This is a genomic window from Prevotella amnii DSM 23384 = JCM 14753 (assembly GCF_000378745.1).
Taxonomy (GTDB): Bacteria; Bacteroidota; Bacteroidia; order Bacteroidales; family Bacteroidaceae; genus Prevotella; species Prevotella amnii.
On the sequence record NZ_KB905287.1, the window covers coordinates 1 to 13272 of the forward strand.

10 protein-coding genes and 2 tRNA genes are annotated in these 13272 nt (G+C 37.4%); 4 read left to right on the plus strand and 8 right to left on the minus strand.

Annotation, left to right across the window (positions count from 1 at the left end; all coding sequences use genetic code 11):
* A partial coding sequence (locus tag F596_RS10965) for a transposase (protein WP_019036474.1) occupies nt 1-265 on the plus strand: 265 nt, incomplete at its 5' end.
* A gap of 135 nt (nt 266-400) precedes the next feature.
* On the opposite strand, the gene F596_RS0107595 is transcribed toward F596_RS10965, so the two are convergent.
* The 5 genes from F596_RS0107595 to F596_RS0107615 all read right to left on the minus strand — a co-directional run bounded on the left by F596_RS0107595 (nt 401) and on the right by F596_RS0107615 (nt 4077).
* A tRNA-Leu gene (locus F596_RS0107595) sits at nt 401-482 on the minus strand.
* Nucleotides 483-613: 131 nt separating this feature from the next.
* Nucleotides 614-1504, minus strand: coding sequence for a helix-turn-helix domain-containing protein (locus F596_RS0107600; protein WP_019036475.1), 891 nt, complete (start codon nt 1502-1504; stop codon nt 614-616).
* A 94-nt stretch (nt 1505-1598) separates the two neighbouring features.
* Nucleotides 1599-3569, minus strand: a complete 1971-nt coding sequence (gyrB, locus tag F596_RS0107605; RefSeq protein ID WP_008450348.1) for a DNA topoisomerase (ATP-hydrolyzing) subunit B — start codon at nt 3567-3569, stop codon at nt 1599-1601.
* 157 nt (nt 3570-3726) lie between these two features.
* Complete coding sequence (gene rpsT / locus F596_RS0107610) at nt 3727-3981, minus strand: 30S ribosomal protein S20 (protein WP_024992702.1); 255 nt, start codon at nt 3979-3981, stop codon at nt 3727-3729.
* Between the two features lie 24 nt (nt 3982-4005).
* A tRNA-Glu gene (locus tag F596_RS0107615) sits at nt 4006-4077 on the minus strand.
* A 111-nt stretch (nt 4078-4188) separates the two neighbouring features.
* Here F596_RS0107615 and recO point away from each other — a divergent pair.
* Nucleotides 4189-4914, plus strand: a complete 726-nt coding sequence (recO, locus tag F596_RS0107620) for a DNA repair protein RecO (RefSeq protein ID WP_019036476.1) — start codon at nt 4189-4191, stop codon at nt 4912-4914.
* 561 nt (nt 4915-5475) lie between these two features.
* Nucleotides 5476-6801, plus strand: a complete 1326-nt coding sequence (locus F596_RS0107630; protein WP_019036477.1) for a UDP-N-acetylmuramoyl-tripeptide--D-alanyl-D-alanine ligase — start codon at nt 5476-5478, stop codon at nt 6799-6801.
* A gap of 67 nt (nt 6802-6868) precedes the next feature.
* On the opposite strand, the gene F596_RS0107635 is transcribed toward F596_RS0107630, so the two are convergent.
* Genes F596_RS0107635 through dgt form a run of 3 tightly spaced genes read right to left on the minus strand, consistent with a single transcriptional unit; the run spans nt 6869 to nt 12652 of the window.
* Nucleotides 6869-10276: an AAA domain-containing protein gene (locus tag F596_RS0107635; RefSeq protein ID WP_019036478.1), complete on the minus strand. Its 3408-nt coding sequence runs from the start codon at nt 10274-10276 to the stop codon at nt 6869-6871.
* A gap of 42 nt (nt 10277-10318) precedes the next feature.
* Nucleotides 10319-11305, minus strand: coding sequence for a YqiA/YcfP family alpha/beta fold hydrolase (locus tag F596_RS0107640; protein WP_019036479.1), 987 nt, complete (start codon nt 11303-11305; stop codon nt 10319-10321).
* A gap of 9 nt (nt 11306-11314) precedes the next feature.
* A complete protein-coding gene (gene dgt / locus F596_RS0107645) occupies nt 11315-12652 on the minus strand; it encodes a dGTP triphosphohydrolase (protein WP_024992700.1) in 1338 nt (445 codons plus the stop codon).
* A gap of 179 nt (nt 12653-12831) precedes the next feature.
* Between dgt and dut the strand changes: the two genes are divergently transcribed.
* Nucleotides 12832-13269 (plus strand): dUTP diphosphatase, encoded by a 438-nt coding sequence (gene dut, locus F596_RS0107650; protein WP_019036481.1) that lies wholly within the window; start codon nt 12832-12834, stop codon nt 13267-13269.
* The last annotated feature ends 3 nt before the right edge of the window (nt 13270-13272 follow it).

Consider the following 13272-nt stretch of genomic DNA (forward strand, 5'->3'; position numbering starts at 1 on the left):
TAACATCAAGAGCATCAAGGATGCTGCAAGGCTGAAGCTGGCAAAATGGTTTAACGAGGTAGAGAAGTTGGGGGTGGACAACTTCTATACGGTGATAGACACCTTTAAGAACCATTATGATACCATACTCAATTTCTTTGTCAACAGAGCCACAAATGCCAATGCTGAATCCTTCAACGCAAAAGTCAAAGCCTTCAGGGCACAGTTTAGGGGAGTAACGGACATTCCTTTCTTCCTTTACAGGCTTATGAAATTATGTGCCTGAGAGGAGAAGGCTTGCAACTGGGTTTTACGACTGACCCTTAATAATTATAAAGGATTGTTGGGAACAATTTGGGAACATTCATAAAATAAGAAAAAGCTAAGTGTTGAGTAATCAAGCACTTAGCTTTTTTCCTTGTACCCAGACCCGGGCTCGAACCGGGATGGATTGCTCCACTGGTGTTTGAGACCAGCGCGTCTACCTATTCCGCCATCTGGGCTTAACTTTTCTATTAAAGTGGTGCAAAGTTAGGTATAAAAAATAAAATAAACAAATATTTAAGTAAAAACTTACATTACAAACAGCCTTTTATGCTATTAAATAAGAATAATAAATATCAGCTTTTAAAGTTTAGCTCCTTCTAAACTTTAAAGGACTAATACCAACATGTTCGCGGAAATATTTACCCATAAAACTTTGATTAGCAAAATGAAGCTCATTAGATATTTCTTTTACACTAAGATCGCTTGAGCGGAGAAGAACTCGTATTTCGAGCACAACATAGTAATCAATCCACTCTCTTGGCGTGCGTTTACTTATGAGTTTTACTACTTCTGAAAGATACTTTGCTGTAATATTTAGCTCTCTTGCATACCACGACACACGTCGTTCTGTCTTAAAATTCTCTTGAACAGAATCCATAAATTTATTAAAAATAACCTCTGCCCTATTTTGTTTTACATTCTTAGAATGCTGTGCTTTATAGATAATGCTTCCAAAATCATAAATCATAGCACGTATCAAACAAGCAATTAATTCTCTTCTAAAAGGATGAGTACGATCTATCAGACGCTTCTTGGCACGTTTACAATGCTCTAAAATATCATCTATCTGGTCTTTAGAAATTCTAAAAACAGGGTTACTGCGCGAGAACATAAATAGAGAAGACAAGTTAGTTATACCACTAAGGATATAATGAAAGAAATCTAAAGACAACATAAAACCAAAGCCCTTAAAATTGCTTGATAAGCAAACATCACTCACTACTTGCCCACTGGTAACAATAACAGCATCTCCAGCTTCTACATATAAGTCTTTCGTGTTAAGTTTATATTTAGCTTCGCCTGCTGTACAAATAGCAAAAAACACGCTTTGAAACCGTAAATAACCAATAGGAATAGGGACTTCTGCAATTTCTTCAAACAGGATAAACTCATCTTCGATATATCCTCCCTTTGCATATTTGCTTTTAGCATGCTCTACAGTTATCTCTTTTAAATTATCTATCTTTTTCTTCTCCATTTAAAAAAATATATATACTATAGTTTTTAAAACATTAAAATCCCTAACCATAATGATGGAAAGGGATTCTAAAATTTATTTCTTTACATAAAACTTAAGCATCAATATTTGCATAATTAGCATTTTGCTCTATAAACTCACGTCTCGGCTCTACATCATCTCCCATCAACATTGAGAAAACTTCATCTGCATCTGCAGCATTCTCTATAGTAACTTGTTTTAAAAGCCGTTTGCTAGGATCCATTGTTGTTTCCCAAAGCTGTTCGGGATTCATCTCTCCTAAACCTTTATATCTCTGAGTATGAATATTTTTACCTTCTTCACCAGCACCATATCTATCAATAAAAGCCTGACGCTGCTGCTCTGTGTAACAATACTCACTTACCTTTTTATAAGTACATTTATATAATGGTGGAGTAGCTATAAACAAATGACCTTGCTCTATAACCTTAGGCATATAACGATAAAAAAGAGTCATTATAAGAGTATCTATGTGTGAACCATCTACATCAGCATCGGTCATTATAATAATCTTATCATAACGCAGCTTTTCTATATTTGCTTCAAAATCAGAATCTTCCTCCACCCCAAAACGTACTCCTATCGACTGAATGATGTTCATTACCGATTCTGCCTCAAACACTCTATGACGCTGCACCTTTTCTACATTTAAGATCTTACCACGAAGAGGCAAGATAGCTTGTGTATAACGATCGCGCCCTTGCTTAGCAGACCCACCTGCAGAATCGCCCTCTACTAAAAATATCTCACATACCTTAGGATCTTTATTGGAACAATCTGCCAGCTTGCCGGGTAAGCCTCCACCAGTCATAACGTTCTTACGCTGTACGCTCTCACGAGCTTTACGGGCTGCTATTCGGGCTGTAGCTGCAATAACCACCTTATTGCAAATCATCTTTGCCTCATTAGGATGCTCTTCTAAATAAGCACTTAAAGCCTCGCCTACTGCCTGCTGAACAGCACCAGAAACCTCACTATTACCTAGCTTAGTCTTTGTCTGACCTTCAAACTGTGGTTCGGCTACCTTTACAGATATAACAGCCGTCAAACCTTCGCGAAAATCTTCACCGGTAATTTCTATCTTAGCTTTTTCTATTTGCTTTGATATTTGCGCATCATTATCAGCATACGCCTTTAAAGAACGTGTTAAAGCTGTACGAAACCCTTGCAAATGAGTACCACCCTCTATAGTGTTAATATTATTTACATAAGAATGTATATTCTCTGTATAATCGGTATTATACATTATTGCAACCTCTATAGGCACACCTTGCTTCTCACTCTTGAGATAAATAACATCGTCAAATAAATGCTGGCGATGACGATCTACATAACGTACATATTCTTTCAAACCATCTTTAGCATGAAACACCTCTGTACGAGTTTTACCTGTTTCAGCGTTAGGACGAAGATCTGTTAAAGTAATTTTTATACCAGCATTAAGATACGCAAGCTCACGCATACGGCGCGCTACAACGTCCCACTGAAATACTGTTGTGGTAAAAATAGTACCGTCAGGCCAAAACTGCTGGCGAGTACCCGTCTTATCAGTATCGCCTACTATCTTTACAGGATACAAAGGCTTTCCTTTTTCATATTCTTGCTGATATATCTTCCCATCGCGAAACACCTGAGATAACATATGCTTAGATAAAGCGTTTACACAGCTAACACCTACACCATGCAAACCACCACTAACCTTATACGAACCTTTGTCAAACTTACCTCCTGCATGCAACACTGTCATTACAACCTCTAATGCACTCTTATGTAGCTTCTTATGCTCATCAACAGGGATACCACGACCGTTATCCTCCACAGTAATAGAATTGTCAGCATTTATAGTCACCTCTATGTCGGTACAATAACCAGCCATAGCCTCGTCTATAGAGTTGTCTACCGTCTCGTTTATCAAGTGATGAAGACCTTTCTCACTAATATCGCCAATGTACATAGCAGGACGCTTACGAACAGCCTCTAAGCCCTCTAATACCTGAATATTACTGGCGGAATAATTATTCTCGTGTTCTTGATTTTCTGTCATCTTTTGTTAGATTGTTCTTTTATTCTAATATGCAAAGATACTATTTTTTTCTTAGTAAAAGAACTTTTTCCTTTCTAAAAATAAATAAAAGAATTAGGGTCGTAATCATAATAGATTACAACCCTAATATATTTTCTTAGCTATGACTAATAAGTAATTAACCTAAAGAAGCAACATGCTTAGTAAGGCTCGATTTTAAATTAGCTGCCTTATTCTTATGGATAATATTAACCTTAGCAAGCTTATCTAACATCTTCTGAATAGTAGGATAAAGCTTTGTAGCCTCTTCCTTATCTGTTAAATTACGAAACTTGCGTACTGCGTTACGCATAGTCTTTGCATAATATTTGTTATGTAGCGCCTTAACTCTATCTTGGCGTATTCTCTTCAATGATGATTTATGATTTGCCATCTTTGTAAATACTTTTATTATTAGTAGTCTCTAGGGGAATCGAACCCCTCTTGCAAGAATGAAAATCTTGTGTCCTAGCCGATAGACGAAGAGACCATTGTGCTGTTTTGCGGGTGCAAAGGTATAGCAATTATTTCATTCCTCCAAATATTTATAGCATATTTTTAATCTAACTCGTATGTTTTTTGTAATTTTGTTCATAAAAATATGCTTAGAAAGTCGAAAGCCATTGTGCTACATACCATAAAATACGGAGATTCCTCGTTAATAATCGATCTGTTAACAGAGGAAGAAGGGCGTTTAACCTTTATCGTAAAATTATCTAAAACGATGAAAGGAAAAATGAAAAAACAATATTTCCAGCCTATGACCTTATTAGACATAGAGTTCGATTTTCGCCCTAATGCTAACATGCAACACATAAAAGATATAAGAATAGACATTCCTTTCACTACAATTCCTTTTAACCCCATAAAAACGTCTATACTGCTTTTTATATCAGAATTTTTACTTTATGCTACTCGCAGCGAACAATATAACAAGACTTTATTCCAGTTTGTAAAAAAAAGCATTGAGTGGCTTGACGCTTCAGTAAGCAATTTTGCTAACTTTCATCTAACCTTTATGCTACATTTAAGCAAATTTATAGGATTTTTCCCAAACCTTTCTAAACCAAATTCATACGATTTCTTCGATCTTAGAAATGCCGAATTTTGCCAGTACGCACCCATTCATATAGACTACTTAAAACCTAACGATGCTAAAACTCTCTTAAAACTATTCCGAATGAATTATAACAATATGCGCTTCTTCCGCTTCTCACGCAATGAGCGTAATGAAATTACTGAAACAATATTAAAATATTACACCTTACACATTCCAGGTATGCCTAAACTAAACAGCCTTACTATACTAAAAGAGCTTTTTGACTAATAAAAAAAACCGCATCTTTCATAATGAAAAACGCGGAATATAGTGTAATACAAACTTTCTAAATAAAGGTTTTTACAAACCTTAAGCAGTCATCTTATTATTAATGTTTACTGCTTTTACGATTACTGCTGCTACTATTGCAACAGATGCTAAAATAATTGTCATCATAATCTTTTCCTTTCTTTTAAGAGACCCTTTGCCTCTTTATTAATATTTTGTTATCCTTAAATTTTGTACTGCAAAGGTACTGTTGTTATCGCACACAACCAAGAAAAAGCACGAAAACATCTCTAAAAACTATGTTTTGTTGCCGTACATCAATCCGCTTGACCTATATCAAGCTGCCTTGACTAAATTTTTTACCTTTACTTATAAAAACCATTACCCCTAACTTTATGCTTTAATCTTTTGACATATTATAAACCATAGTCTAACCTAAAAAAAGAGCCAAACAGCTTTATAAAATATATATCGAATATTTAAAACATCAAAGTTGAGTAGTTATATATAACTTTTCTCAATTATTAATTTTACCTTTGCATTAATAAAACACTGAAAGTTATGAATGCAAAACAGCTATATGAGATTTATAAACAGCACCCAGTAGTAACCACAGACAGCCGCAACTGCCCTAAAGGGAGTATTTTTATAGCCTTAAAAGGCACTTCATTTAATGGTAATGCTTTTGCAAAAACAGCTTTGGAGAATGGCTGCAGTTATGCTATCGTTGACGAATCTAAATACGCCGAGCCTGATAATGAGAGGATTATCCTTGTTAGCGATGCGCTCATTGCTTATAAAGAGCTGGCTCGTGAGCACCGTCGCAGCATGAACATTCCTGTTATAGGCATAACGGGTACTAACGGCAAGACTACCTCTAAAGAGCTTATTTCGGCAGTATTAGCAGAAAAATACAAGGTACATCATACTTTAGGCAATTATAACAACGACGTAGGGGTGCCTCGTACACTACTCGAGATGACTACCAAAGACGAGATTGCCGTTATAGAAATGGGAGCTTCTCACCCCACAGACATAAAAAAATTAGTTACATACGTAGAGCCTACTTGTGGACTTATCACTAATGTGGGACGTGCTCATTTGGAAGGTTTTGGTAGTTTTGAAGGTGTAAAAAAGACTAAGGGCGAGCTATACGATTACTTAAAGGCGCACAACGCTTTGCTCTTTCTCAATGAGAGTAATCCCGATTTGGTAGAAATGGCAACAGAACGTAATTTTGACAGAATAATAACCTATGGTCAAGATGATACTGCCGATGTAAAAGGCGAGGTAATATCGTGCTGTCCTTTCTTAAAATTTTCATGGCAAGCAGCACTGTCCTTAGGAACAGAACAAGTGTTTTCTGCCATTTATGAAGTGCAAACAAACCTTATTGGAGCATATAATCTAGATAACATGCTTGCTGCTGTAACCATAGGTTTACATTTTGGAGTAGAACCACATAAGATATGTCATGCCTTAGAGAGCTACACACCTACCAACAATCGCTCACAGCTCATAAAGACAAAGGATAACAATCTTATCGTAGACGCCTATAATGCTAACCCTTCAAGCATGAAAGCTGCCATAGAAAACTTCCGACTGATGGAGGTAAAAAACAAAATGGCTATACTCGGAGATATGCACGAGCTGGGTGATGCTACAGCAGAAGAACACCAGCGCATTGTAGACCAGATAGATGCGGCTAAAATAGAAAACGTTTGGTTAGTAGGGGAAAACTTCGCTAAAACAAACTGCCATTTTCGTAAATTTGCTAACGTAGAAGAGGTTAAAGCTGCCATTGCTCTTAAAAAGCCAACAGAGCATTATATACTTATAAAAGGTAGCAACACTACCAAGCTCTTCGAGCTACCTAAGCTATTATAAAAAACACACAATAAGGTAAAAGGTAGCAGATAAATATATTATTATGCTTTTTTGTTAAGAGTATGTTTTATTCCGACATACTCTTACCTTCTTTATAATCTTGCATATATCCCCCCGCCTGCTTCACATGCTCTATGAGGGCTGAAAAGATAGCATTTTCTCTTAACGTAGCTTCGTTTCCTATCATAATCATTTGCTTGCGAGCACGAGTTATAGCTACATTCAGTTTGCGGTCAATAACAGTATCATTATCTTCTACAAACGTGTTTGCTGTAAGAAAATCTAATTGGTAACGCTGCTGTATAGTAAAAGAATATATTATAACATCACGCTGACTTCCTTGATACCGCTCCACAGTGTCAATACTTATTTTTTCTATACTTGGGATATTCAGCTTTTCTATCTCTTTACGTATCATAGCTATCTGGTTACGATAAGGCACTATGACGCCAATTGTTTTTTCTGCATCAAAGTAATCGGACGCTTGATAATAAATCCGTTTAAGCAAATCTGCTACGATACGTGCTTCCTCTACGTTAGTTTTATCTGATATGTTAAGATCTCTACATGATTTTGAGGAAATAAATATCATGCGGTGAACTTTTATAAAATCGTCTATATTATCCCTACTTTGCTTTTTGTAAGGCAGATTAACCTCTTTTTGATGCTTTAGTGGTACACATTCTATCTTTTCATGAATATAAAACATTTTGTTGGGGAAAGCTGCTATATCTGGGTGCATACGTCCTTGCTTGCGAAGTGTGTCTATAAATTGTTCACGCCCGGCTTTCCGTTCTATGGATATTAAGCGTTCAAATAAAGAGATGGCGCAGCTATGAAGCCCAATGTCTTTCAATGAAGCGTCTTCCACCTTGGCATCTTGCTCGGGCTGTTGCACTATGGCAGGTAGCTGTTTATAGTCGCCTATGAGTATAAATTTTGTAATAGCAAGTTTTATTTTCTCACCTTTATCTTTTATGCTTTTTGACTTTTCTGAAAGTATCCCCACAATGTTTGGCTCAAGTATCTGGCTTGCCTCATCTATAATTGCTAAATCGAACGTCTTAAGATGGAAAATATTAGTATGAGAGGCTAACGTAGAAGTAGTACATACTATGACACGACTGCTAAAAATAATATCTTTTATATCTTTAAGCTGTGTCTTTTCAGCTATCTTCTCCGTTAGCAAATGGTCTATAAACAGCGGATTACAACTAAACTTATTACCTATACGTATATAGTCGATACCATTTTCAGAAAGCATACTACATATCTCGTCTACTGCCCTGTTAGTATATGACAACAAAAGCAGATTGCTATCAGCTTTCTCTGCCAAGGCTTCACGCACTAAAAACTGTAAAGCCATAGATGTTTTGCCTGTTCCGGGAGGTCCTACAAGGAGAAAATAATCCATGGCTTGTTTAGCCTTTAATATAATATTGTCATAGGTGGAATGATAGGAGCGTGTGAGCTTTTTTGTTAGATCTACCCTCGGAGCGCACTGACCTAAGAGAAGATCCCTTCTTTGTTTGCTTGATGTAATAAAAGTATATAGCGAGCGTAAAGCTGTATTTGCCATTACATCACTTGAGGCATGCTCTATGGCAAAGAAATCGCCTTTTATAATATCTTTGTTTTGCTGCCCATCGTTAAGTTTTACTGTTACCTCATCTAAGCGTATCTCTGTTATCACACCCTTAAAAAGAATGCTTTTCCTTACATCGGGCTCTTTCCCACGTGGGTAAGAATAGAGGTAAACCATATCGCCACGGCGAAAGTTGGGCAAAAAGTCGTCTGCCTGCGTGGGTATGTTAAGCGTTATAATATCATAGCCATTAAAGATGCCGCTCTGCTTCTTACTTTTTATAGATAGCTCTGTAAATATATTCCCTGTATCCTTCTTTATAGAAAGCGGCATATTCCACAAATCTGAAGCACTATTACCCACACCTTCCTCTATCCCTACCTTACTTATTATCTGCTCCCTGATGACAAACGTTACCATACGTGTAAAGTAAGCCTTTTCTAAAGGAGTAAGAACATGAAGAGGAGCAAGGGTGTTTGTCAACATGGGGAGCTTATATTCGTAAAAGAATCTGCTTGATAGTTTTTCTACATTGAGCGTTTCGGGCGTGAGATGAGGTAACACTTTTTCAAAACCATTCTGTGCTATCCAAAACTCTGTAGCTACCACTTGGTTACGATATTTTATAGCTTCAAAGATAAGCTTTTGCAAAGACTCTATTTCTATAAGTCCATCGGGAAGAGGATATTTAGAATATAACAAGTGTATCTTTGTATTGCGAGGACTCAAACTGAAGTTATGACTAAGTATGCCAAAATATAGTAATACTTGTACGTAGTGCTTCTCTATATGAATGGACCCGTATCTGTTACACATTCCTTTACGCTCTATATATATGTTCTTACCCGACTTCTGTTCTACAAGTAGCTGCATATCAGTGGTCATAAGGTCTACACGCCCCTGTATGCCAAGCTCCTCACATATAAAAGAAGGCTCTAAGATGGCCTTTGCTTTGTCTATACTATTAAAAAGCTCTTTTACTATTTGCTGCATATTAGCTACCTGCTGTGCCGCGTTTTGCTTAAACTCAGCACTGTCAAAATCGGTCGCGGTAGCAAAATCTAATGCTTTATCACGAAAGTTAGCGTATATGGTTTGTGATAAGCTAAACGATGTTTTGTTAATAATATCATCTAAGGCTGCCCCTGCAAAATTACCCAATATGGTATATTTGTTACAAGGCCTGCTGGAAAAACGTTGTAAGGTGTATAGCAAGGGGTGATGACCATAGTCTTCAAAGCAATTGGCAATGGTAGAGATGTCTAATAGGTAATCGGGTTCTATTACTATATTACGCGGAAAGACTTTCTTCCCTTTCACATCACAATCTATTAAGTTAAGCTGCATTCCTTTACGTAATAATATAGCAAGATAAGAAAAGTCTATGTATTGTGGCGTATCCTTATAATCTACGGACAATAGTTCGTCTTCAGACTCTTGATTATGTACTGTAACATATATGAGCTTTTCGTTCCATGACCGCACGCTGCAACGTATATACTTATAGTTAGCTATGGGTAAAGAAGAGCATTGCTGTGGAGCATCGGGCAACCTGCCTGTAAGAAAATGGGGAATGTCTTGCTTAAAGATATAGGATATAAATAGTGCCAAAGACCTGCAATCGTATAGCAAGTCGTTAGGCAATATCGGAGCTATAGTGTTGCTATGGCGGCGCATACGCTGTATGGCAAGTGTCTCTTTAGGCGGAATATTATAATAACGGCATAAAGATTCTACTTGTGAAGACAGGTTGCCAAAGCTGTGGTGTGTATCTTTAAGCCCTTCGTGGCATGCTAATACAAGAGTTTCATGTAAGAGCTTATTCTGCTGCTGTGCAGTAGCTTGTAATATATCCGATACTTTTTTATATAGTTCGCCTGCATTATTCATAAACACCTATCACCTAACACGCATTCACACAAAACACTTTTTTTACTGTCCTCCCATTCTTTCAAAAAACAAGATAATATCTTCCCATGTCTTAAAATCATCACTACCAAAAGCTATCGTTGTACCAAGAAAATTGTCCGTTTTACTTGTTGTAATAAGATAATCACCATATAGCAGTGGGATATGATTAGTAAACACCACCCTATTCCATGCAGGAGCACTAAAAACATCTTCTATCCATGCTCGCTGTTTATCTATAAACGATATGTTATTAGTAGGAGCAGGTACAGTGAAAAAGATATTATAATATTCTTGTAGATATTCATATGCCTTGTGAAGGCTCGATTTTGGCTTCCCGTAATCATCACTAAGAGTAGTATAATCTATAAATATTGTTTTACGCTCTCTGCCCTCTTGCCTGTCATCTATCTGCCTTATTATAGGTATTAGGTAATGATATACCACCTTTTCAAGTAGCTGATGTTCTCCATGAAAGTGTATAGCCTGCGGATAGTAATTTTCAAAAAGCTCAAAAGTATGCACCATAGGGTCCTTATCGCCAAAAAGCCCATATACGCGCGCTTGCTCTTTTTCATCAACCTGCCCAAAACATTGCTGCGTCATATCACGATACTCTTTTACAAGGCTCTTTGTAACAATAATTTCTTGCACACCATCTTGCCTTTTGTTAGCAAAGGTCTGCTTCCCTATCATATTGTTTTTACTCATAGTATCTCCCATCTGAAAGGCAGGATTCACTAAGATACGGTCATAGCCATATAACATCTCTGCATACATTCCCCCCATAGAAGTGCCTATGATAATGTCGGGCTGCTCTTTCTTTACAAGCTCTTTAAGAAGTTCCATTGCTTCTAAAGGGTGCACAGGAAGGTCTGGAGCTATCACCGTAGCATTAGGCATATACTCTCTTAGCAACACCGCTGTATGTGTGGAACCTGCTGAGAGAAAACCATGTACATATATTATCTTCTTCCCAGACATCAGGCTGGGATAACTTTTCTTTTCCATTCTTTTACGTTAAATAATAGGTAAACTTATTCCGTTTATCTTTTGATAAATATCTAAAGCATATATATCTGTCATACCACTTATATAATCGAGTACTGCCATAATACGTGTTTCTATATTATCGCTTTGTATGTCGTATTGTGAAGAGAAACGCCTTATAAGCTGTTGGCTATGAAAATGATTAGGCTCTACTGCTGCTCCTATCAACGACTCCATCAACGTTTCCATTACCTTATAGCCTGAAAGCTCTACGTCTAACACTGTTTTGCTACGGTAAATCTTGCGCATAGACACCTCGCTACAAGCCTTATAAGCCTCACGGGGAAGCTCGTCTATATGCTCAATAAGCGAACCCTTAAAAGTGCCTGCTAATATCTTATCTTCATTTTCCACAAAAGCCCTCACACATTCTGCTTCCAATTTACCCACTGCACATGCACGAAAATATACCACTTGCTCGTTTTCATCGGTAAGGTCGTCTTCCTTTATACGCTGCAAAATATCCCGTTTAGTCTGTAAATCGAAAAAGCCTAATAACAAATCCTTTGTTTCTTCAAAAGAAAGAAGTTTTAGCTTATGGGCATCTTCTATATCCATTATTTCATAACATATATCATCGGCTGCCTCCATAAGATACACTAAAGGGTGGCGAGCATATACCACACCACTTTCATCGTCTTGCTTTTTTATAACGCCTAAATCGTCTGCAATGTGCCTATAGACTGGCTCTTCTGAAGAAAAAAAGCCAAACTTACCATGAGCACCTGCCTTTGTAGAGCTAAAAGGATACTTCACTATGCTTACAAGAGTGGTATAAGTCATTACAAAACCACCCTCCCTCCTTCCTAAGAACTTATGGGTAAGAAGCCTAAAAGCATTAGCATTACCCTCAAAATGGGTAATATCCTCCCAAAAACGAGCACTAACCTTGCCCTCTATAGCCCTGCCATTACCTTCTGTAAAGAAAGACTGAATGGCTTTCTCACCACTATGACCAAAAGGAGGATTACCCATATCGTGAGCATAACATGCTGTTTGCACTATGGTACCTATTTCCTCAAATAATGTACCTATAAGCTCGGGGTGCTTTTCCTTTAAAAGATGAGCCACATCGTCGCCTAACGATTTACCCACACTTGCCACTTCTAAAGAATGGGTTAAACGATTATGTACAAAGACACTACCCGGAAGCGGAAACACCTGAGTCTTATTCTGTAACCTCCTAAAAGGAGCAGAAAAGATAAGACGGTCGCTATCACGCTTAAACTCTGAACGATCATCTTTACGCATAGTGTGCCTAACCTCTTGACCAAGACGCTTATTAGAGATAAGTTGCTGCCATTGCATGCTGTTTTGCATATTTTTCTTTTTATTTAAATTCCTATCTGAAGATGTCAAAGGACAATACAAAAGTAATTAAAATAGACTAAAAATAAGGCTTTTTGCTATTTAAAGTGCATCTTTTTGAGCTTTATTCCTTACTTTTGTACCTTATTAATAATATAAAACAGATTACTTTCTACAAAATGATAAAGGTCAGAATAATAAACAAAGGGCATCACCCACTTCCAGAATACGCCACTACACAAAGCGCAGGCTTAGACCTTCGTGCTAATATAGACACACCCATCACGATCCACCCTATGGAACGAAAAATAGTTCCGACAGGGCTTTTCATAGCTCTTCCTGTAGGCTATGAGGCACAAATACGCCCACGAAGCGGCTTAGCTTTAAAGCATGGCATTACTGTTTTAAACTCGCCAGGGACTATAGATGCCGACTATCGTGGGGAACTGATGGTGCTACTAATTAATTTTTCCTCTGAAAGCTTTACTGTTAACGACGGCGAACGTATAGCCCAAATGGTAGTAGCCAAGCATGAACAAGTGGCGTTTGAGCAGGTAGAAATGCTCGACGAAACAGAACGTGGAGCTGGCGGCTATGGGCATACTGGCATAAAATAATAT

Bases quoted from the DNA above. Each gene is read 5' to 3' on its own strand.
- F596_RS0107600 (WP_019036475.1), bottom strand. From the start codon at position 1,504: ATGGAGAAGAAAAAGATAGATAATTTAAAAGAGATAACTGTAGAGCAT.
- gyrB (WP_008450348.1), bottom strand. From the start codon at position 3,569: ATGACAGAAAATCAAGAACACGAGAATAATTATTCCGCCAGTAATATT.
- rpsT (WP_024992702.1), bottom strand. From the start codon at position 3,981: ATGGCAAATCATAAATCATCATTGAAGAGAATACGCCAAGATAGAGTT.
- recO (WP_019036476.1), top strand. From the start codon at position 4,189: ATGCTTAGAAAGTCGAAAGCCATTGTGCTACATACCATAAAATACGGA.
- F596_RS0107630 (WP_019036477.1), top strand. From the start codon at position 5,476: ATGAATGCAAAACAGCTATATGAGATTTATAAACAGCACCCAGTAGTA.
- F596_RS0107635 (WP_019036478.1), bottom strand. From the start codon at position 10,276: ATGAATAATGCAGGCGAACTATATAAAAAAGTATCGGATATATTACAA.
- F596_RS0107640 (WP_019036479.1), bottom strand. From the start codon at position 11,305: ATGGAAAAGAAAAGTTATCCCAGCCTGATGTCTGGGAAGAAGATAATA.
- dgt (WP_024992700.1), bottom strand. From the start codon at position 12,652: ATGCAATGGCAGCAACTTATCTCTAATAAGCGTCTTGGTCAAGAGGTT.
- dut (WP_019036481.1), top strand. From the start codon at position 12,832: ATGATAAAGGTCAGAATAATAAACAAAGGGCATCACCCACTTCCAGAA.